This is a genomic window from Cupriavidus sp. R6-3, assembly GCF_059772245.1.
The window spans coordinates 1-19,754 of the sequence record NZ_JCBAJO010000018.1; the positions used below are offsets into that span (position 1 = coordinate 1).

Annotated in this window: 19 protein-coding genes; 8 read left to right on the top strand and 11 right to left on the bottom strand. The window is 66.7% G+C overall.

Translation table 11 applies throughout. The features are described 5' to 3' along the window. A partial coding sequence (locus AC6EI8_RS05650) for a branched-chain amino acid ABC transporter permease (protein WP_498381473.1) occupies nt 1-886 on the bottom strand: 886 nt, incomplete at its 3' end. A gap of 42 nt (nt 887-928) precedes the next feature. Continuing rightward, nucleotides 929-1,792, bottom strand: a complete 864-nt coding sequence (locus tag AC6EI8_RS05655) for a branched-chain amino acid ABC transporter permease (RefSeq protein WP_149316432.1) — start codon at nt 1,790-1,792, stop codon at nt 929-931. A 503-nt stretch (nt 1,793-2,295) separates the two neighbouring features. Between AC6EI8_RS05655 and AC6EI8_RS05660 the strand changes: the two genes are divergently transcribed. The 3 genes from AC6EI8_RS05660 (at nt 2,296) to AC6EI8_RS05670 (ending at nt 5,186) form a co-directional block, all read left to right on the top strand. After that, nucleotides 2,296-3,174 carry an IclR family transcriptional regulator gene (locus AC6EI8_RS05660; RefSeq protein WP_149316431.1) on the top strand — a complete coding sequence of 293 codons (879 nt, stop codon included), beginning with the start codon at nt 2,296-2,298 and terminating at the stop codon, nt 3,172-3,174. Nucleotides 3,175-3,251: 77 nt separating this feature from the next. Then, nucleotides 3,252-4,067 carry an SDR family oxidoreductase gene (locus tag AC6EI8_RS05665; RefSeq protein WP_149316430.1) on the top strand — a complete coding sequence of 272 codons (816 nt, stop codon included), beginning with the start codon at nt 3,252-3,254 and terminating at the stop codon, nt 4,065-4,067. Between the two features lie 132 nt (nt 4,068-4,199). Further along, a complete protein-coding gene (locus AC6EI8_RS05670; protein WP_149316429.1) occupies nt 4,200-5,186 on the top strand; it encodes a Bug family tripartite tricarboxylate transporter substrate binding protein in 987 nt (328 codons plus the stop codon). A gap of 171 nt (nt 5,187-5,357) precedes the next feature. On the opposite strand, the gene AC6EI8_RS05675 is transcribed toward AC6EI8_RS05670, so the two are convergent. From AC6EI8_RS05675 to fliL, 8 genes are all read right to left on the bottom strand, one after another. Further along, nucleotides 5,358-6,749 (bottom strand): MFS transporter, encoded by a 1,392-nt coding sequence (locus tag AC6EI8_RS05675; RefSeq protein ID WP_265633563.1) that lies wholly within the window; start codon nt 6,747-6,749, stop codon nt 5,358-5,360. 273 nt (nt 6,750-7,022) lie between these two features. Further along, entirely contained in the window at nt 7,023-7,808 is a 786-nt protein-coding gene (gene fliR / locus AC6EI8_RS05680) for a flagellar biosynthetic protein FliR (protein WP_498381474.1), read from the bottom strand. A gap of 99 nt (nt 7,809-7,907) precedes the next feature. Further along, nucleotides 7,908-8,177: a flagellar biosynthesis protein FliQ gene (gene fliQ / locus AC6EI8_RS05685; RefSeq protein WP_149316426.1), complete on the bottom strand. Its 270-nt coding sequence runs from the start codon at nt 8,175-8,177 to the stop codon at nt 7,908-7,910. Nucleotides 8,178-8,228: 51 nt separating this feature from the next. Continuing rightward, a complete protein-coding gene (fliP, locus tag AC6EI8_RS05690) occupies nt 8,229-9,017 on the bottom strand; it encodes a flagellar type III secretion system pore protein FliP (protein ID WP_150082895.1) in 789 nt (262 codons plus the stop codon). After that, on the bottom strand, nt 9,014-9,559 hold the full coding sequence (gene fliO, locus AC6EI8_RS05695) for a flagellar biosynthetic protein FliO (protein WP_265633566.1): 546 nt from the start codon (nt 9,557-9,559) through the stop codon (nt 9,014-9,016). The genes fliP and fliO overlap by 4 nt, the downstream gene beginning before the upstream one ends. Further along, entirely contained in the window at nt 9,556-9,993 is a 438-nt protein-coding gene (fliN, locus tag AC6EI8_RS05700; RefSeq protein WP_006576009.1) for a flagellar motor switch protein FliN, read from the bottom strand. The genes fliO and fliN overlap by 4 nt, the downstream gene beginning before the upstream one ends. After that, on the bottom strand, nt 9,986-10,993 hold the full coding sequence (gene fliM / locus AC6EI8_RS05705; protein ID WP_265633567.1) for a flagellar motor switch protein FliM: 1,008 nt from the start codon (nt 10,991-10,993) through the stop codon (nt 9,986-9,988). Before fliM ends, fliN begins: the two co-directional genes overlap by 8 nt. Before the next feature lie 141 nt (nt 10,994-11,134). Continuing rightward, on the bottom strand, nt 11,135-11,614 hold the full coding sequence (gene fliL / locus AC6EI8_RS05710; RefSeq protein ID WP_023265181.1) for a flagellar basal body-associated protein FliL: 480 nt from the start codon (nt 11,612-11,614) through the stop codon (nt 11,135-11,137). A 240-nt stretch (nt 11,615-11,854) separates the two neighbouring features. Between fliL and AC6EI8_RS05715 the strand changes: the two genes are divergently transcribed. Further along, nucleotides 11,855-13,135 carry an esterase-like activity of phytase family protein gene (locus AC6EI8_RS05715; RefSeq protein ID WP_498381475.1) on the top strand — a complete coding sequence of 427 codons (1,281 nt, stop codon included), beginning with the start codon at nt 11,855-11,857 and terminating at the stop codon, nt 13,133-13,135. Between the two features lie 87 nt (nt 13,136-13,222). Here AC6EI8_RS05715 and AC6EI8_RS05720 read toward each other — a convergent pair whose 3' ends face one another. Next, nucleotides 13,223-13,771 (bottom strand): hypothetical protein, encoded by a 549-nt coding sequence (locus AC6EI8_RS05720; RefSeq protein ID WP_498381476.1) that lies wholly within the window; start codon nt 13,769-13,771, stop codon nt 13,223-13,225. 260 nt (nt 13,772-14,031) lie between these two features. On the opposite strand from AC6EI8_RS05720, the gene acnB reads away from it, so the two are divergent. The 4 genes from acnB (at nt 14,032) to AC6EI8_RS05740 (ending at nt 19,183) form a co-directional block, all read left to right on the top strand. Next, nucleotides 14,032-16,623, top strand: a complete 2,592-nt coding sequence (acnB, locus tag AC6EI8_RS05725; protein ID WP_149316420.1) for a bifunctional aconitate hydratase 2/2-methylisocitrate dehydratase — start codon at nt 14,032-14,034, stop codon at nt 16,621-16,623. A 390-nt stretch (nt 16,624-17,013) separates the two neighbouring features. Next, complete coding sequence (locus AC6EI8_RS05730) at nt 17,014-17,481, top strand: DUF2846 domain-containing protein (protein WP_149316417.1); 468 nt, start codon at nt 17,014-17,016, stop codon at nt 17,479-17,481. A 229-nt stretch (nt 17,482-17,710) separates the two neighbouring features. After that, nucleotides 17,711-18,304, top strand: a complete 594-nt coding sequence (locus AC6EI8_RS05735) for a tetratricopeptide repeat protein (RefSeq protein WP_149316416.1) — start codon at nt 17,711-17,713, stop codon at nt 18,302-18,304. A 51-nt stretch (nt 18,305-18,355) separates the two neighbouring features. Further along, nucleotides 18,356-19,183 (top strand): penicillin-binding protein activator LpoB, encoded by an 828-nt coding sequence (locus tag AC6EI8_RS05740; RefSeq protein WP_226106727.1) that lies wholly within the window; start codon nt 18,356-18,358, stop codon nt 19,181-19,183. Nucleotides 19,184-19,754 lie beyond the last annotated feature (571 nt).

Consider the following 19,754-nt stretch of genomic DNA (forward strand, 5'->3'; position numbering starts at 1 on the left):
AGATGATCAGCAGGATCAGCACCGGGCCGAACACCAGCATGCGGTAGTCCTGCAGGAACTGCAGCGTCTGCGTGACCCAGGGCACCAGCAGCGCGCCCAGCAGCGGCCCGAGCAGGGTGCCGATGCCGCCGACCAGCATCGCCATCACCATGTCGAAGGTCAGGTCGGTTCGCGCGATGTCCGGACCGAGGAAGCGCACGTGGCCCGCATACAGCGCGCCGGCGAAGCCCGCATAGGCGACCGACAGCACGAAGGACAGCACCTTGGTGCGCATCAGGTCGATGCCCAGCGCCTCGGCCAGCGCGTCGCTGTTGCGCACCGCCATGAAGCTGCGGCCCAGCAGCGAGCTGACGATCCGGTGCATCAGGAAGGCGCCGATCACCAGGAAGAACAGCACCAGGTAGTACTGCGCCTGCACGCTGTCGAAGGTTACCGGGCCGATCGCGGCCGGTACCGGAATGCCGATCAGGCCGACCGTGCCGTGCGTCAGGCTTTCCCACTTCTCGATCAGCAGGTAGATGATGTAGCCGATGCACAGCGTGAAGATCGAGAAGTAATGGCCCTTGAGCCGCAGCGATACCACGCCGACCACATAGCCGACGATCATGCAGACCACGCCGGACAGCACGAAGGCGGCCCAGAACGGCATCTGGTGATCGACGGTCAGGATGCCCAGCGTATAGGCGCCGATGGCCATGAAGCCGCCGTGCGCGAGATTGAGCTGGCCGGTGTAGCCGGTGATCAGGTTCAGGCCCAGCGTCGCGATCGCGTAGATGAAGGCCAGCGTCATCACCGTCAGGTAATAGCTGTTGGTCGTCAGCAGCGGAAACGCGATGGCCAGCGCCAGCAGCAACGCCCAGCCGGTCTTGCCTTGCAATGCGTTCATGTCGAGAGTTCTCCTACCTTGTGCGCTTCGATGCGGCGGCCGTCACGCGGCCTTGCCGGCGAACAGGCCCTGCGGCCGGATCGACAGGATGATCACCAGCAGCACGAAGGCGATGATGTCCTTGTAGTCGGTCGACACGTAGAAGCCGCCGAAGCTCTCCGCCATGCCGATGATCAGGCCGCCCAGGATCGCGCCGGGGATGCTGCCCATGCCGCCGAGGATGATGATCACGAAGGCCTTGGTGATGACCAGGTGCCCCATCGCCGGATAGACCAGGTTGATCGGCGCATACAGCGTGGCGGCGATCGCGGCCAGCGCGCCGGAGATCGCGAACACCAGCAGCGTGACGCGCGTCGCGTCGATGCCGACCAGCGCCGCGCCTTCGCGGTTCTGCGCCATCGCGACGATGGTCGAGCCGGTCACGGTGCGGGTCAGGAACAGATGCAGCACCACCATCAGCGTGAAGGCGGCGGCGATGATCAGCAGCCGCTGCAGCGGCGCGGTCAGGCCGAACACCTCGACCAGCTGGCCGTAGGGCGTCGGCATGCGATGGAAGTCGGCGCCCCACAGCGCCTGTGCGCCCGCTTCCAGGAACAGCAGGATGCCGATCGCCGCGATCATGTCGTGCAGCTCGGGCGCGTTGCGCAGCGGATGGAAGACCAGCCGCTCGGCCAGCATCGAAAGCAGCGCCACGGCCAGCGCCGCGGCGACCATCGCCAGCCAGTAGTTCACGCCCAGCGACGTCATCATGTAATACGAGACGTAGGCGCCGGCCATGTAGAAGGCGCCGTGCGCGAAGTTGGGTACGTGCAGGATGCCGTAGACCAGCGTCAGGCCGAGCGCGACGAGGCTGTAGACCCCGCCGAGCGTCAGCCCGTTCAGAAACTGTTGGAAGAACATTGACACCGACTCACCTCATGCAGATCGAAATCGCAAACGGGGGCGCGCTTCGGCGAACCGATGCGCGTGGCAGGACAGCGCCGCGAAAAAAGACGCGGCCTGCCGGTCAACCAATGTGGGGGTCAACTGCGCGGCTTGGCGCGCATCGGAAAGGGTTGCATGGCGGTCTCCTGAAACGGTCGATCCGGGCCGCAAGATGCCCAGCTTTCATACCGGTTATTCGTGTCGTGACTGACCGCTGCGAGGTGTGTCGCAGCGTCTCCGCACGATCGTTCGTTTTCGTTGACTGTTGCATAGGGCTTGAGGCACAGTCAAGGAATACGGAATAGTCTTTCGCACAGCGAAATAGCGGTTTCCGGCCCGGCCGCGCAGGGGTTTTTCGCTGTCGCAGCGCGGTCAAATGCGCGCGGGTTTTCCCTGCTTTTCGGCCGCTGCCGCCGCTGTCGCGCCGGGCGTTCCGCTCGATTTCCGCCTCGATTCCGCCCCGATTTCCGCCTGGACCGCCGATCATGAAGCGCACCGCCACCGTGATTCCCGTTGTCGCCGAGCCGCCCTCGACGGTGCCGGCGAGCGCATTGCGCGATGCCGACGAGGCGGGTCCCGGAAATCCCGCGGAGGCCGAGGATCGCAGCTTCGTCACGGCGCTCGCGCGCGGTCTCGATCTGCTGCGCGCGTTCGGGCCGCAGGACGACTATCTCGGCAATGCGGAGCTGTCGCGCCGTACCGGCATTCCGCGGCCGACGGTGTCGCGGCTGACCTATACGCTGACGCGGCTCGGCTACCTGGTCTATGTCGAGTCGCTGGAGAAATACCGCCTGGGCCAGGGCGCGATGGTGCTGGGTCACCGGTATCTCGCGACCTCCGGCATTCGCGAGGTCGCGCAGCCGCTGATGCAGTCGCTGGCCTTCGCCACCGGCTGCACCGTTGCCCTTGCCACGCCCGACCGCCACGAGATGGTCTATCTCGAAGTCTGCCAACCGCGCGGCGCGCTGGTGATGCGGCTGACGCCGGGCTCGCGCCTGCCGATCGCGACCTCGGCGATCGGCCGCGCCTGGCTCGCGGGTTTGCCCGCGGCGCGGCGCGCCAGCGTGCTGGGCGATCTGGAGCGCCACTATCAGACGCGCTGGCCGACGATTCGGAGCAAGCTCGAACGGTCCTTGCGCGACTACGGGCGGCGCGGCTTCTGTGTCGCGCATGCCGAATGGGACCGCACCGTCAGCGGGGCCGCCGCGCCGGTGGTGCTCGAAGGCGGCACCGAAGTGCTGTCGATCAATATCGGCGGCGCGGCCTCGCGGCTGACGCCGGAAATCCTCGAGGCGAATCTCGGCCCGCGCGTGCGTCAGCTTGCCGAGGCGCTGCAGGGGAGGCTGTGGCGCGTCCACGGCTGAGCGGACCTGGCCATCGGGACCATCACCAATACCCACGACATCTCGACCACCACAATCATCAGCACAAGGAGACAGGCATGGAGATCAGCAACAAGACCGTCGTCGTCACGGGCGGCGCCACCGGCATCGGGCGGGCACTGGTACTGGCGTTCGCCAAGGCGGGCGCGCGTGGCATCGCGGTCGCCGATCTGGACGAGCGCGGCGCGCAGCAGGTCGCCGCGGAGGCGGCCGAGCTGGCGCCGTCGTGCCAGACCTTCGGCTGCCGCACCGATGTCGCCGATGCGGCCGCGGTGCAGGCGCTGGCCGACGAGGCCACGCGCCGCTTCGGCCAGGTCGACGTGTTCTGCTCGAACGCCGGCATCATCCTGCGCAAGGGCCTCGATGCCACCGCCGACGAATGGCAGCGCATCTGGGAAATCAACGTGATGGCCCACATCCACGCCGCCAATGCCGTGCTGCCGCAGATGCTCGAGCGCGGCGAGGGCTATTTCGTCAATACGGTGTCGGCGGCGGGCCTGCTGTCGCAGATCGGCTCGGCGCCGTATGCGGTGACCAAGCACGCGGCGATCGGCTTCGCCGAATGGCTGGAGATCACCTACGGCGATCGCGGCATCAAGGTCAGCTGCATCTGCCCGCAGGGCGTGCAGACGAAGATGCTGTTCGGCGAGAACGGCGAGCGCAAGGGTTTCCTGCAGGAGGGCTCGGTCACGGCCGAGCACGTGGCCGCGGTGACGCTGGAAGGCATCCGCGACGAACGCTTCCTGATCCTGCCGCATCCCGAGGTGCTCGAGTACTACCGCCGCAAGGGGCAGGACTACGACCGCTGGCTCAAGGGCATGCGGCGGCTGCAGGAGAAGGTGATGAGCGAGTTCGGCGGCATCGGCAAGCAATGACCGCCGGCACGCCGATGTTCGAGATGGATTGACCCATGGCGGCGACGGGCCGATTGAAACGATTGGCCCCGATTGGCCGCAATCGAGACGACAGAGACCGAACAAGCGTCCAACACAAAGGAGACAAAGATCATGCGGATTTCCCCATTCACCGGCGCGCTGTCCGCGCTTGCCACGGTGCTTGCCACCGCGTTCGCCGCGCCGGCGGTGCAGGCCGAAACCTATCCGGGCCGGCCGATTCGTATCGTGGTCGGCTTCCCGACCGGCGGCGCGCCGGACACGCTGGCGCGCATCGTGTCGGAGAAGATCTCGCCGTCGTGGGGCCAGCCCGTGGTGGTCGACAACAAGCCCGGCGCGGGCGGCAATATCGGCGCGGAAGCGGTGGCACGCGCGCCGGGCGACGGCTACACGCTGGCGCTTGGCACGGTCGGCACCCATTCGATCAATGGCGCGGTCTACAGCAAGCTGCCGTACGACATGGTCAAGGACTTCACGCCGGTGATCCTGCTGGCGACGACGCCCAATGTGCTGGTGGTCCATCCGGGCGTGCCGGCCAAGACCACCGCCGAGTTGATCGCGCTGGCCAAGTCCAAGCCCGGCGCGCTGACCTTCGGCACGCCCGGCATCGGCACCTCGCCCCACGTGGCCGGCGAGCTGTTCAATACGGTGGCCGGGGTCAAGATCACGCACGTGCCCTACAAGGGCCGCGCGATGGCGATCCCCGACCTGCTGGGCGGCCATATCACGATGATGTTCGACAACCTGCCGTCGGCGCTGCCGGTAATCAAGGAAGGCAAGCTGCGCGCGCTGGGCGTGACCAGTCTGAAGCGCTCGGCCTCCGCCCCGGATATTCCGACGCTGGCCGAGCAGGGGTTGAGCGGCTTCCAGGCCGACTCGTGGTTCGCGATCTTCGCGCCGGCGACCACGCCGAAGGACGTGGTGGCCAAGCTCAATACCGAGCTGAACCGGATCTTCACGCTGCCGGACGTGCAGGCCAAGCTGAAGACCCTCGGCCTCGATCCGGTGCTCGGCACGCCCGACGCGCTGGCCTCGTTCCAGAAGGCCGAGATCGCGAAGTGGGCGAAGGTGGTGAAGGACTCGGGGACGACGCCGCAGTAATCGGCGGTATCGGCAACACCGAGCGTTACGTCATGCGACGCGGTTCTCCCCTCTTCCGCTGGCGGGAGAGGGGTCGGGGGAGGGGGCAACAGCGCCCGCTATTGCCAATAGCGCCCGCAAAACCACCGCCTTTTCCTCTCCCGCGTGCGAGAGAGGGGAGCCCCGCCCCGGTTATTCCTCGAGCGCAGTAGTACCCCGTTCCGCCAGCCGGTCCGGCACGCCGCGCAAGCGCGCCAGGCTGACCGCCGCGCCAACCGCCGCCACGCAGGCCGCCACGCCCAGCGCGGTGCGCGAGGCCGACGTTCCCACCAGCGCAAACAGCAGGGCCACCACCGCGGTGCCCGTGGTCTGCCCCAGCAGCCGCGTGGTCGCCTGCGCGCCGCTGGCGCCGCCGCTGCGATGCGGCGGCGTCGCGCCGATCATCGCGCGGTTGTTCGGCGACTGGAACAGGCCGAAGCCGAGCCCGCACATCGCCATGCGCCACAGCACGTCGATGCTGCTGCTGCCGCGATCGAGCATCGCCAGCAGGACCAGCCCCGTGCACAACAGCGCGAGCCCTAGCCCGGCCAGCACGCTGGCGGGGAAACGATCCGAAAGCCGCCCTGACAGCGGCGCCATCACGGCCACCATCAGCGGCCACGGCGTGATCAACAGCCCGGTCTCCTGCAGCGATCGCCCGAGCTGGTATTCGAAATAGAAGGGCAGCGCGACGAAGGCCAGCATCTGCGTCATGAACGAGCAGAACGACGTGCCCACCGCCAGCGTGAACGCGCGGTTGGCGAACAGGTCCACCGGCACCAGCGGCGCCGCCTTGCCGCGTTCCATCCGTGCGAGCCACCAGCCGAGCAGCAGCGCCGCGATCAGTCCGCCGACTGCCGCCCGGCGCAGCCCGCCATGGCCCAGGCCATCGACGCCGAGCACGAACAGGCCGATCACCACCGCCGACAGCAGCGCGCTCGGGTAATCGAACGCGCGCGGCTGCGGCGGCGTGTCCGGCAGCGCCCAGCGGCTCAGGCTCAGCGCGATCACCGCCACCGGCACGTTGATGGCGAACAGCCATTGCCAGCTGGCGAACGACAGGATCAGCGCGCCGACCGACGGGCCGATGCCGGTCGTGATGCCGACCACCAGCGCGTTCAGGCCGATGCCGCGTCCGAGCTTGGTGGGCGGATAGATGTAGCGCACCAGCGCCGTGTTGACGCTCATGATGCCGGCGCCGCCGATCCCCTGCAGCACGCGCGCCGCCACCAGCATCGGCAGGTTGACCGACAGCGCGCACAGCAGCGAGCCGACCAGGAAGGTCGCCAGGCCGATCCGATAGACGCGCTTGTAGCCGAGGATGTCGCCGAGCGAGGACAGCGGCAGCAGGCAGACGGTGACCGTCAGCTGATAGGCGTTGACCACCCAGATCGTATGGCCGGGATCGGTGCCGAGCTGGCGGGAGATCGACGGCAGCGCGATATTGGCGATCGAGCCGTCGAGCACGGCCATGATCAGGCCGCAGAAGACGGTGAGGATCGCCCACTGGCGTTGCGGATGGGGAAGACCTTGATCTGAATGCATCGACGGTACGGCGGGGAAGGCGAGGATGGCGGCTGGCCGGCCCGGTGCGATCGCGCATCAAGTACGCCGCGGCGAGCGGACCGATGGCCCGGCCCGATGCTGGCCGGCGCCGGGCGGCGACATTATCGGCGCAGCGCCGCGCGCCCGCAAATCGCCGCGTTGTGGTATATCGCGCGCGCTGGAATCATGCGCACGTGCCGCGTTTTCGCACAGACATTGCAGACATGGCATCGCCGTGCGCGCCCGTAACCGGCGCCGTGCCGGTGTTCGCGATCAGCGCGCCAGCTGGCCGAGCACGCTCTCGAGCGACGACAGCCCGCTCTCGATCAGGTGCGACATGTAGACGTTCATCTGCGGCATCACCACCATCAGCAGCAGCATGCCGCCGGCCAGCGTGACCGGGAAGCCGACCGCGAAGATCGACAGCTGCGGCGAAGCGCGGTTCAGGATGCCCAGCAGCAGGTTCAGCGTCAGCAGCGCCGCCACCAGCGGCAGCGCCAGCAGCAGGCCCGACGAGAACACCGTGCCGCCCGCACGTGCGACGGCCGCCCAGCCATCGGCCGACAACGGCGTGCCGCCGATCGGCAGTGCCGAGAAGCTGTCGACCAGCGTGGCCAGCATCAGCAGGTGGCCGTCCAGCGCCAGGAACAGCAGCATCGCGACGATGCCGAGGAAGCGCCCCAGCACCATGGTCTGGCCGCCGGCGCTCGGATCGAAGAACGAGGCGAACGACAGGCCCATCTGCAGGCCGATGATTTCGCCGGCGTATTCGACCGCGGCGAACACCAGCCGCATCGTGAAGCCGAGCGCGATGCCGACGCCGATCTCGTTCAGGATCAGCAGGAAGCCGTCGAAGGAGTAGACCGGCACCACCGGCAGGTTCTCGATGGTCGGCGAGATCGCGATCGCGATCAGCGCGGCCAGGCCGATCTTGGCCTGCCGTGGTATGGTGCCCTCGCTGAACAGCGGCGCGGTGGCGATCAGCGCGAGCAGCCGGAACAGCGGCCACAGGAAGGCCGCAATCCATTCGTAGAGCTGGGCCGTGGTCACTGATACCATCGCGTCTCGCCTCTTGCCGTGGTTGTCGTTGTCTGCGCCGCTATCCGCGTCGCTAGCTGCGTCGTCATCCGTGCCGCACGTGGCCGACTCACGGCCGGCTCAGCGCACCAGCCCCGGAATGCCCTCGAACACCTCGCGCATGTAGTCGACGAAGGTGTTGATCATCCACGGCCCCACCAGCACCAGCGTGATGAACAGCGCCAGCAGCTTGGGGATGAACGAAAGTGTCATTTCGTTGATCTGCGTGGCGGCCTGGAACAGGCTGATCGCCAGGCCCGCGATCAGCGCGACCAGCAGCAGCGGGCCGGCCAGCAGCAGCGTCATCTTCATCGCCTGGGTGGCGATGGTCATTACGGTTTCCGGCGTCATTTGGCCTCCGGTGCGCTTGCGGCGTCGGCGTGGTACATCGAAGGTGGCACGTCAGGTCAGGAAGCTCTGCGCCAGCGAGCCCAGCAGCAGCTGCCAGCCATCGACCAGCACGAACAGCATCAGCTTGAACGGCAGCGAGATCGTCGCCGGCGGCACCATCATCATGCCCATCGCCATCAGCACGCTGGCAACCACCAGGTCGATGATCAGGAAGGGGATGAAGATCGTGAAGCCGATCTGGAACGCGGTCTTCAGTTCGCTGGTGACGAAGGCCGGCACCAGCACGCGCAGCGGCACGTCTTCGGGGCCCTGCATCTCCGGCGTTTTCGCCATCTGCGCGAACAGCGCGAGGTCCTTCTCGCGGGTCTGCTTCAGCATGAAGGCCTTCATCGGCGCGGCGGCGCGTTCGGCCGCCTGCTCCAGGCTGATGCGGTTCTCCGACAGCGGCTTGTAGGCCTCGGTGTAGACCCGGTCCAGCACCGGCGACATCACGAAGAAGGTCAGGAACAGCGACAGGCCGATCAGCACCTGGTTCGGCGGCGACGTGGCCGTGCCGAGCGCGGTGCGCAGCAGGCCGAGCACGATCACCACGCGGGTGAAGCCCGTCATCATCAGCAGGGCGGCCGGCAGGAAGGACAGCGAGGTCAGCAGGACCAGCGTCTGGACCGACAGCGACCAGGTCTGGCTGCCACCGGGGCCGGGGCGGCTGACGATGCCCGGCAGCGCCTGCGCGGCCGCGGGATCGGTGCCGAGCGCGAGAGCGGCGGCCAGCAGCAGGCCGAGCGTCAGCGTCAGCGGCGCTCCGGACCGACGCCGGCTGGCGGCGTACATGGTGTTCATGACTTCAGGGTCTGTTGCAGGTTCTGTTGCATCGAGCGCAGCAGCTTCTGCGCGAAGGTGGCCTTGTCGCCGAACGGGGCTTGCGGCGACATCGGCGTCGAACCCGTGCCGCGCATGCCGCCCGTGCCGGCCATCGGGGCGATCGCCTCGCCGGGCGATGCGGAGCCGGCCGGCAGCGTATGCAGGGTGCGGATTTCGCCGGCGCTGACACCGAGCACCAGCCAGGTATCGCCGACCTCGACCAGCAGCAGGCGCTGGCGTGCGCCCAGGCTGGTGCTGCCGACGACTTTCATCACGCCGCCCTGGACATGCCGCACCAGGCCGGCGCGGCGCGCCAGCCAGGCAAGGCCGAGGATCAGCGCGATGATCGCGAACAGGCCGAGACCGGCCTGCGCGAGCGCGCCGGCACCGGTCGCGCCGGTCACGGCATCGGCCGCGTGTGCGAGGACCGGCAGGCCGGTCGCCGCACCGCAGATCGAGCGGGCCGCGTACGAGCGCGTGCCAGGCGCGGGCCGCAATGCGCGGCCCCGAGCGGGTTTCATTTGTTCAGCTTCCGGATGCGTTCGGACGGCGTGATGATGTCGGTCAGGCGGATGCCGAACTTGTCGTTGACCACCACCACCTCGCCCTGCGCGATCAGATAGCCGTTGACCAGCACGTCCATCGGCTCGCCGGCCAGGCCGTCGAGCTCGACCACCGAACCTTGCGCCAGTTGCAGCAGGCTCTTGATCGGTACCTTGGTGCGGCCCAGTTCGACCGTCAGTTGCACCGGGATATCGAGGATCATCTCGATATCGTTGTGGAAGCCGCTCGACGCTTCGCGCTCCAGCGGCTGGAAGACCGTCGCGGCCGCGGGCGTGGCCGTCGCCACCGTGGCGGCGGGCTCAGGCGCAGCGGTCGCGCTGGTTTGCTCGGCCAGGGCGCTCGCCCAGTCGTCCATCGGATCGGCCGGCTTGTCCTCTTTGCCGTCAGTCATGGTCGGTTTCCTTGTTGGAATCGCTGTCTTGATGATTGAACATGCGCTGCACACGCAGCGCGTACTGGCCGTTCATCGTGCCGTAGCTGCACTGCATGACCGGCACGCCGTCGACCTTGCCGATCACGTTCTCGGGCAGCTCGATCGGCAGCACGTCGCCGGCGCGCAGCGCCAGCACTTCTGCCACGGTGCTGCGCAGATGCGCGAACTCGGCCACCAGTTCCACCTCGGCGGCGCGCAGCTGTTGCGACAGCTGCTGCAGCCAGCGCTTGTCGACCTCGACTTCATCCTGCAGCGGATTCATCAGCAGATCGCGCACCGGCTCGATCATCGAGTACGGGAAGCAGACGTGCATCTGCCCGCCGACCGCGCCCAGCTCGATATGGAATGCGGTGGTCACCACGACCTCGTTGGGGATCGCGATGTTGGCGAATTTGGTGTGCATCTCCGAGCGGACGTATTCGAACTCGATCGGATGGACCGCCTGCCAGGCGTGGCCATAGCTGGCCAGCGCCAGATCCAGCATGCGGCGGATGATGCGTTGCTCGGTCTGCGTGAAGTCGCGGCCCTCGACGCGCGTATGGAAGCGCCCGTCGCCGCCGAACAGGTTGTCGACGACCAGGAACACCAGGTTCGGGTCGAACACGAACAGCGCGGTGCCCCGCAGCGGCTTCATGTGGACCAGGTTCAGGTTGGTCGGCACCGGCAGGTTGCGCACGAACTCGCCGTATTTCTCGATCCTGATCGAACCGACCGAGATATCCGCGCCGCGGCGGATGAAGTTGAACAGCGCCGTGCGCAGCTGGCGCGCGAAACGCTCGTTGATGATTTCCAGCGTATGCAGCCGGCCGCGGACGATGCGCTCCTGGGTCGCCAGGTTGTAGGGCCGCACGCCGTCTTCGGAGACCGGCGCCACGGCCTCGGGCGTCTCGGCCTCGCCGGATACGCCCCTGAGCAGCTCGTCTACTTCATCCTGCGAGAGGAATTTGTCGTAAGCCATTTAATGTCCTGCCCCAATGAACGACTGGATTAAAGAAGCGCCGCGCGCACGCCGGCCTGGGCGCGCGCGAGGTGCGCATCGGCGGGCGAGAGTCGGGTGGTCGGCTTCATATCGGGTTGGCAAGCGGGGCAGGGCACGGGCTTACTGCACCACGAAGGAAGTGAACAGGACATCCACGATCTGTTGGCTCGGCAGCGCCGGTGCGAACGGCTTTGCCAGCGCCTGCTTGATTTCTTCGGCGAGCTTCTGCTTGCCCTCGACGGTCGACAGCTCCGGCGGCTGCTTGGCCGACAGCAACAACAGGATGCGGCTGCGCGCCTCCGGCAGATATTCGGCGATGCGCGCCTGCGTCTGCGTGTCGGCCACCTTGACCGACAGGCCGGTGTGCAGGAAGCGGTCGCCGTCCTCGCCCTTCAGGTTGACGGTGAAGGCGTCGAGCGCGACAAAGATCGGCGCCGGAACCACGGGGGCGGCCGGCGCGGCGGGTGCGCGGTTGTTCAGCAGGCTGCCGAGGAAGAAACTTCCCGCGCCCAGCACGGCCGCGACCGCGACACCGGCGAGAATCAGCACCCCGCGCTTGCTGGAGCTGGGTGCCTGGGGAGTCGTGAGCGTTTTCGCCATGAGATGCCTGTATCGGAATGCCACGCCATTCTCGGTGAATCGGTGGCGGGCAATGGGCCGAAAAAAAGGGGGAAACCCGCTCAGCTTGGCCGTTTGAGTCGAGCGGGAGCGACCGTCGGCGGCAGCGGACGGTCATCTCATGGGTTAACGTTGGTGGCCGGCGGAACTTGAGCGGGCTGTCATCGGCGGGTCATTGCCGGGCGCCAGACTCGCGGGATTTCCATCCACGAGAGCCTGCGCATGCGCCGTCCCGCCGTCCGTTCCGCCGCCTGTTCCGTCGTCCCTTCGGTCGATCCTTCGATCGAGGCCGTCGTTGCGTCCGCCGATGCGCCGGCCATTGCGCCGGCCATTGCGCCGGCCGGCGCGCCCGGCCGCCGTGCCGGGACCCGGGTAGTGGGCCTCGCCGCGCTGGTGATGTCGACCGCGCTGCTTGCCGCCTGCGGGGGCGATGACGACCAGGACGACGGCCCGCGGCGTTCGGTAGGCGCGGTCCGGCTGATCGGCGAGCAGACGCTGCCCAACGACCTGCAGGTCGGCGGCACCACGGTGGGCGGCCTGTCCGGCATCGACTACGATCCGGCGGCCAATCTCTGGTATCTGGTCTCGGACGACCGCTCGGACAAGCAGCCGGCGCGCTTCTATACGGCGCGGATCAGCTATGACTCGGCCCGCCTGCAGCCGGTGCAGATCGCCAGCGTCGTGACGCTGCGCCAAGCCGACGGCAGCGCTTACCCCAACCGCACGGCGGGCGGCGTCGTGCCCGATCCCGAGGCGATCCGCTTCGATCCGTCCACCGGGGGCCTGTGGTGGACCAGCGAGGGCGATCGCGCGCTTGGCCTCGATCCCTTCGTCGCGCGGGCCCGCACGGACGGCACGCTGAGCGGCACCTTGCCGCTGCCGGCGGCGTTCAGGATGACGCCCACGCACGAAACCGGCTCGCGCAACAACGCGACGTTCGAGGGACTGTCGCTGTCGGCCGACGGCAAGTCGCTGTGGGTCAGCATGGAAGGGCCGCTGTACCAGGACGGGCCGCTGCCGACGCCGTCGTCCGGCTCGGTTTCCCGGCTGCTGCGCTACGACCGCAACGGCAATGTGCTGGCGCAGTATGTCTATCCACTCGACGCAATCCCGGCCGCGCCAGCCCCGGGGCGCAGCGCCGACAACGGCGTGACCGAGATCCTGGAGATCGACGAAAACCGGCTGCTGACGCTGGAGCGCGCCGGCGTGCAGGGCGCCGATGGCAACTTCACTACCTATGTGCGGCTGTACCAGATCGATATCCGTGGCGCGACGGACGTGCGCAGCCTGGACCGGCTCGCCGGCGCCAGCTACGTGCCGGTGCGGAAACGGCTGGTGCAGAACCTGAACGCGCTGGGGCTGAAGACCGTCGACAACATCGAGGGCATGGCCTGGAGACCGAAGCTGCCCAACGGCCGCGACAGCCTGGTGCTGGTGTCGGACAACAACTTCAACGCGACGCAGATCACGCAGGTGCTGGCGTTCGAGGTGGTGCCGGAGTAGAAGAGGGGGCCGGCGCTGGCGGCGTTCCTCGGCTTCCGTCAGCCGCCGTCAGCCGCCGTCAGCCACCGTCAGCCACGTCAGCCGCCGTCAGCGCCCGTAGCCGTACCCGTCGTAGCCGCGGCCGTCGTATGGCTGGTCCGGATAGCCCTGCTGGTAGGCCGGCGGATAACCGCGGCGGTCCTCGCCGTATTGCCGCTGCCGCGCCGGCCCGTCGGCCCGGATGCGGGCGGCACCCTCGCCGTATTGCCGCTGCCGCGCCGGCCCGTCGGCCCGGATGCGGGCGGCACGGATCGGCCCGGCCGCTTCCAGCGGCCCGTTGACGATCAGGTCGCCCTGCACGCGCAGGGGGCCATGCACGGTCAGCGGGCCGTTGAAGGTGCGCTGCGGCGCCCCCCGCATCGACGGGCCGTCGTCCGTCTCGAACCATTGCCCGGTGACCGGCCCGCGTACCCGCACGCGGCCATCGACCTCGACCGGGCCCTGCACCGTCACCGGCCCGTTGACGACCAGCGTGCCGGCCACCGTCATCGGGCCCGATTCGACAGGCTGCGCCTGTGCCTGGCCTGCCAGCATCGTCACGCCGCACATGGCCATGGCGGCCAGCCCTCGGCGCAGGGCAAAAATTCCTGCATTCACACCGTTCTCCCCATGATTCGGCAGCCTCCGTTGTACCGCGTGGCGAGGCGCCCTGGGGCCGCCGTTTCCCTTTGTTGCCAACGACTTACGGCGGTTACACCCGGTAACGGCGGGGCAGTGTTGCGTGGCTGTTGCCAGGTCGTCAGTCCTAAGTCTTATATAAGATATAAGACGTTTGACCGAGGACCGGCGTTGAGCGTACAATCGCGATCACAACGGTGTTGTTTAACCCCTATTCCTCTATCACCCCGCAGGCTCCCATGCTCGAAAACTATCGCGCCCATGTCGCCGAACGCGCCGCGCTTGGCATTCCTCCGCTGCCGCTGTCCGCGCAGCAGACCGCCGAACTGATCGAACTGCTGAAGAATCCGCCCGCCGGCGAAGAGCAGACCCTGCTGGACCTGATCACTTACCGCGTGCCTGCCGGCGTCGATGACGCCGCCAAGGTCAAGGCCTCGTACCTGGCCGCCGTCGCCCTCGGCAAGGAAACCTGCGCGCTGATCAGCCGCGCCCGTGCCACCGAACTGCTCGGCACGATGCTCGGCGGCTATAACATCTCGCCGCTGATCGAGCTGCTGGACGACGCCGAAGTCGGCACCGTCGCCGCCGACGCGCTGAAGAAGACCCTGCTGATGTTCGACGCCTTCCACGACGTCAAGGAAAAGGCCGACAAGGGCAACGCCAACGCGCGCGCCGTGCTGCAAAGCTGGGCCGACGCCGAATGGTTCACCAGCCGTCCGGAAGTCCCGCAAAGCCTGACCGTGACCGTCTTCAAGGTCCCGGGCGAAACCAATACCGACGACCTGTCGCCGGCGCCGGACGCCACCACCCGCCCCGACATCCCGCTGCACGCGCTGGCGATGCTGAAGAACAAGCGCGAGGGCGCCGCGTTCCAGCCCGAGGAAGACGGCAAGCGCGGCCCGGTCAAGTTCATCGAAGCGCTGAAGGAAAAGGGCCACCTGGTCGCTTACGTGGGCGACGTGGTCGGTACCGGCTCGAGCCGCAAGTCCGCCACCAACTCGGTGCTGTGGTTCACCGGCGAAGACATCCCGTTCGTGCCGAACAAGCGCTTCGGCGGCGTGTGCCTGGGCGGCAAGATCGCCCCGATCTTCTACAACACGATGGAAGACGCCGGCGCGCTGCCGATCGAGCTCGACGTGTCGAAGATGGAAATGGGCGACGTGGTCGAGCTGCGTCCCTATGAAGGCAAGGCGCTGAAGAACGGCGAAGTCATCGCCGAATTCCAGGTCAAGTCCGACGTGCTGTTCGACGAAGTGCGCGCCGGCGGCCGCATTCCGCTGATCATCGGCCGCGGCCTGACCGCCAAGGCGCGCGAAGCGCTGGGCCTGGCGCCGTCGACGCTGTTCCGCCTGCCGCAGAACCCGGCCGACACCGGCAAGGGTTACACGCTGGCGCAGAAGATGGTCGGCCGCGCCTGCGGCCTGCCGGAAGGCAAGGGCATCCGCCCGGGCACCTACTGCGAACCGAAGATGACCTCGGTGGGCTCGCAGGACACCACCGGCCCGATGACCCGCGACGAACTGAAGGACCTGGCCTGCCTGGGCTTCTCGGCCGACCTGGTGATGCAGTCGTTCTGCCACACCGCCGCCTATCCGAAGCCGGTCGACGTCAAGACGCACCACACGCTGCCGCAATTCATCAGCACCCGCGGCGGCATCTCGCTGCGCCCGGGCGACGGCGTCATCCACTCGTGGCTGAACCGCATGCTGCTGCCCGACACCGTCGGCACCGGCGGCGACTCGCACACCCGCTTCCCGATCGGCATCAGCTTCCCGGCCGGCTCGGGCCTGGTGGCCTTTGCCGCCGCCACCGGCGTGATGCCGCTGGACATGCCGGAATCGGTGCTGGTCCGCTTCAAGGGCAAGATGCAGCCGGGCGTCACGCTGCGTGACCTGGTCAATGCGATCCCGCTGTATGCGATCAAGCAGGGTCTGCTGACCGTTGCCAAGCAGGGCAAGAAGAACATCTTCTCCGGCCGCATCCTGGAAATCGAAGGCCTGCCCGACCTGAAAGTCGAGCAAGCGTTCGAACTGTCCGACGCCTCGGCCGAGCGCTCGGCCGCCGGCTGCACGGTGCGCCTGAACAAGGAACCGATCATCGAATACATCAACAGCAACATCACGCTGCTGAAGTGGATGATCGCCGAGGGCTACCAGGACGCCCGCAGCCTGTCGCGCCGCATCAAGGCGATGGAAGCGTGGCTGGCCGATCCGAAGCTGCTCGAGCCGGACGCCGACGCCGAGTACGCCGCCGTGATCGAGATCGACCTGGCCGACGTGCACGAGCCGATCGTCGCCTGCCCGAACGACCCGGACGACGTGAAGACGCTGTCCGACGTCGCCGGCGCCAAGATCGACGAAGTGTTCATCGGCAGCTGCATGACCAACATCGGCCACTTCCGCGCCGCGTCGAAGCTGCTGGAAGGCAAGCGCGACATCCCGGTCAAGCTGTGGGTCGCGCCGCCGACCAAGATGGACCAGAAGCAGCTGACCGAGGAAGGCCACTACGGCGTGTTCGGCACCGCCGGCGCGCGGACCGAAATGCCGGGCTGCTCGCTGTGCATGGGCAACCAGGCACAGGTGCGCGAAGGCGCGACGGTGATGTCGACCTCGACCCGCAACTTCCCGAACCGCCTGGGCAAGAACACCAACGTGTATCTGGGCTCCGCGGAACTGGCCGCCATCTGCTCGCGCCTCGGCCGCATTCCGACCAAGGAAGAGTACATGGCCGACATGGGCGTGCTCAACGCCAATGGCGACAAGATCTACCGCTACATGAACTTCGATCAGATCGAGGACTTCAAGGGGGTGGCGGATACGGTGACGGTTTGATGGCAGGGATTTGATCTGGTCTTTGGGGTTTGGGTTGGCGATTGTCCCGAGCCCCAGGGACTGAGCTGAACTGCTTTTGGATTTGTTGCTGTTGGAAAGCCTCGGAGGCGAAAGTCTCCGGGGCTTTTTGTTTTGGCGCGGGAGGTTGGAGGGCGATTCTGGTCGAGGCGCCTCGCGACGGCATGCTTGTGTCAGCGGGGCAGCGGAGCCACGTACCCAACAATTGAGGGGTGCAGAAAAGAGGGTCTGTGGTCGATAACCGGGAGCGTTCCGATTGCGCGTGCGACGCCATGACATCGGTATCGGTCTGGGTTTCGCGATTCGCGAACGTATTTCGTACGCTTACTCCGGTCTCAGCCTTTTGCCATTTCCCCTTTTCGAAATCCTCAAATGAAGATCAATCACAGCATTATCACTATCCTTGCCGTCTCTACCCTGGCGTTGACCGGCTGTGCGTCCGTCGACATGGCGAGCAAGGAGCAGTCCGACCAGGCCAAGCAGTTCAGCGCCCCCAGCGCAGGCAACTCTGGACTCTATGTCTACCGCAATAGCTTCGTCGGCAAGTCGCTGAAGAAGGACATTTGGGTGGACGGCAAGTGCCTGGGCGAAAGCGCATCGGACGTGTTCTTCTACACGCAGGTCGAAGGCGGCAAGAAGCACAAGATCGAAACGGAATCGGAGTTTTCGCCGAACGCCCTGGAAGTGGCCATGGAAGCCGGCAAGAACTACTTTGTCCGCCAGTTCATCAAGCTTGGCGCTTTTGTTGGCGGGGCTGATCTGGAGCTGATTCCCGAAGAGCAAGGCAAGGCCGACGTGGCCAAGCTCGAATTGGCAAAGTCCGGCACCTGCAGCCAGTAAGACGTCTGATTTGGCGGTCGGTCACGCGCCGTGAGCGTATTGTCCGACCGCGCTTCCCCCGGCAATCCCCGGACGCCCCTCGTTACGCGACCTCTTCGCACTGTGCAACGAAGGCCGCACACCTACGGCGGTTGGGTGCAAATATTCCACGCCGAAAATACAATCCATACGCCTTCTCAAAAGGCGAACAAATACAAAACGAACAAAAGCAGACCTCGGGGGGTCATCCATGCGTGTTCTTGTTCCATTGCTGTTGGCCACGGCTTTGGGCTTTGCCGGTTGCGCGCAAACGCCTGAAGAACAGTTGGCACCGCGGTCGTCCACGGTGCGCCTGTGCGACGGGAATGCCTGCACCGAACAGGATCGACGCGTAGCCACAGCGCAACTCGCGTCGAACGAAGCCGATCCGCGTATGCAGGCATTGGCCAACGTGGCCGAGAAGAATCCGGACGCCGCCTACGACCTGGGCCTGCGCCTTCTGCGCGGCGACGGCGTGAAACGCGACAGCTATCAGGCGCTGGAATGGCTGCGCAAGGCCGGCGACAACGGTCATACGCAGGCGCAACTGGCGCTTGGCCGAATTTATCTGATGGGCTTTGAGGAAATGGGTTCGGACCCTGCCGAAGCCGAGGCTTGGCTGATGCGAGCCGCAGCCAAGGGCAGCAAGGAAGCCAAAGAGTTGATTCCGCAGGCTCAGGCTGCCAAGAAAGACGAACAAAGCGCGTACCGAGTCCGCGAGGCTTATCGCACCTCCTGGATTGCCTGGTACAGCAGCTATCCGTATTACTGGGTATGGGGCCCTTCCGGCTGGTATCACCGCTAAGCCTTCCCACCCGGATTTTTTCGTCAATTTCCTCGACAGGAACGCCCTATCATGCCCAAGAATATTTCCTTGCGCGCGGCCGCATTGGCCGCGTCTCTGGTTCTCGCTGGCTGCGCCACGGCCGGCGGCGGTCTGATCAGCACCGGCACCGCGCCCACCGCTGCCACCGGCGCCGCGGGTGGCGCCACCAGCGTGAATGCCAATGCTTCCCTGGAGCGTTGCGACGCGCCGCTGGGCACGCTGGCGGTGGACGACGGCCGGGGCAAGGAGTGGTACGCGAGCTTTGGCGCGGCCACCAAGGTCACCAGCATCGAGCCGCTGATCCGTCTGGCCGTGCAGCAGTCGAACTGCTTCGTGATCACGTCGATCGGCAACAATCGCACCGAAAGCAAGCTGTCGAACATCACCGACAAGCAGCGCAATTCCGGTGAATTCCGCGCAGGCTCGCGCCAGCAGAAGGGCCAGCGCGTAGCGGCCGACTACTACATGGAGCCGGCCATCATCATCGACAACGACTCCACCGGCCAGCTGGCTGCCGGTGTGGGCGGCCTGTTCGGCAGCGTCGGCGCGCTTGTGGGCGGTGCCATGCAAAGCAAGGCATCGGTCGTGACGCTGACCATGTTCGACATCCGTTCGGGCGTGCAGGTCTCCATCTCGGAAGGCAATTCGACGGCGACGAACTTTGGCGCCGCCCTGGGCGCGTTCGGCGGCAATACGGCCGGCGGCCTGGGCGGTTTCTCTCGCACGCCGGAAGGCAAGGCCACCGTCGCGGCATTCATGGACGCGTACAACAACATGGTGATCTCGCTGCGCAACTACAAGGCGCAGGAGGTCAAGGGTGGATTGGGACGAGGCGGGCGGCTGAAGGTCGGCTCGTAAATTCCTTCGACGATCGCCCGCGTTTGCCGTCATCTGCCGCTAGCCAGAAGCCGGTGGATGCATAGAGCGCGGGGGATCGGTTCTGCATTACCGCGTAGGGGACCTTTGTCCCGCGAGAGCCCGCAAGGCCTTACGCGACCGCGATACGACCCGGCCACCGGGAAGTATGCGAGGAAGGCGATCATCGCCGCGCCCCGGCAGGCCTAATGGCCTAGTCGGGGCGTTTTTCGTTTGGGCCAGGAAGCACGGCGGCCCCTGCTGATGGTTGAGGCAGAGGGCCCGGGCGTGATGCCGCCCGACAGCAAATAGCCAGCCCCGCCAGCCAGCCGGCGACCACCGGAACGGCGGCACCCTGAATTTTTGGGCCCTTGTCCGAGCCCTCGCCCCATCGCTCGCCGTCTTCTCGAGATTCCGCGGGTATCTCCACGCGCGCACAAAGGCGAGCCAAATATTGGCACCCGACGCGCTTCGCCATCGGGCGAGGGAATTGGCGCCGCGCGGACAACATGCTGTTTCTACACGCGCGCCTAGTGCCTACAAACAATGGTGGCTAGGATTCAACGCAACCCGT

What these genes read in the sequence shown, in the direction of transcription:
- AC6EI8_RS05660 (WP_149316431.1), top strand. Translation starts at nt 2,296, where the DNA reads ATGAAGCGCACCGCCACCGTGATTCCCGTTGTCGCCGAGCCGCCCTCG.
- AC6EI8_RS05665 (WP_149316430.1), top strand. Translation starts at nt 3,252, where the DNA reads ATGGAGATCAGCAACAAGACCGTCGTCGTCACGGGCGGCGCCACCGGC.
- AC6EI8_RS05670 (WP_149316429.1), top strand. Translation starts at nt 4,200, where the DNA reads ATGCGGATTTCCCCATTCACCGGCGCGCTGTCCGCGCTTGCCACGGTG.
- AC6EI8_RS05675 (WP_265633563.1), bottom strand. Translation starts at nt 6,749, where the DNA reads ATGCATTCAGATCAAGGTCTTCCCCATCCGCAACGCCAGTGGGCGATC.
- fliR (WP_498381474.1), bottom strand. Translation starts at nt 7,808, where the DNA reads ATGGTATCAGTGACCACGGCCCAGCTCTACGAATGGATTGCGGCCTTC.
- fliQ (WP_149316426.1), bottom strand. Translation starts at nt 8,177, where the DNA reads ATGACGCCGGAAACCGTAATGACCATCGCCACCCAGGCGATGAAGATG.
- fliP (WP_150082895.1), bottom strand. Translation starts at nt 9,017, where the DNA reads ATGAACACCATGTACGCCGCCAGCCGGCGTCGGTCCGGAGCGCCGCTG.
- fliO (WP_265633566.1), bottom strand. Translation starts at nt 9,559, where the DNA reads ATGAAACCCGCTCGGGGCCGCGCATTGCGGCCCGCGCCTGGCACGCGC.
- fliN (WP_006576009.1), bottom strand. Translation starts at nt 9,993, where the DNA reads ATGACTGACGGCAAAGAGGACAAGCCGGCCGATCCGATGGACGACTGG.
- fliM (WP_265633567.1), bottom strand. Translation starts at nt 10,993, where the DNA reads ATGGCTTACGACAAATTCCTCTCGCAGGATGAAGTAGACGAGCTGCTC.
- fliL (WP_023265181.1), bottom strand. Translation starts at nt 11,614, where the DNA reads ATGGCGAAAACGCTCACGACTCCCCAGGCACCCAGCTCCAGCAAGCGC.
- AC6EI8_RS05715 (WP_498381475.1), top strand. Translation starts at nt 11,855, where the DNA reads ATGCGCCGTCCCGCCGTCCGTTCCGCCGCCTGTTCCGTCGTCCCTTCG.
- acnB (WP_149316420.1), top strand. Translation starts at nt 14,032, where the DNA reads ATGCTCGAAAACTATCGCGCCCATGTCGCCGAACGCGCCGCGCTTGGC.
- AC6EI8_RS05730 (WP_149316417.1), top strand. Translation starts at nt 17,014, where the DNA reads ATGAAGATCAATCACAGCATTATCACTATCCTTGCCGTCTCTACCCTG.
- AC6EI8_RS05735 (WP_149316416.1), top strand. Translation starts at nt 17,711, where the DNA reads ATGCGTGTTCTTGTTCCATTGCTGTTGGCCACGGCTTTGGGCTTTGCC.
- AC6EI8_RS05740 (WP_226106727.1), top strand. Translation starts at nt 18,356, where the DNA reads ATGCCCAAGAATATTTCCTTGCGCGCGGCCGCATTGGCCGCGTCTCTG.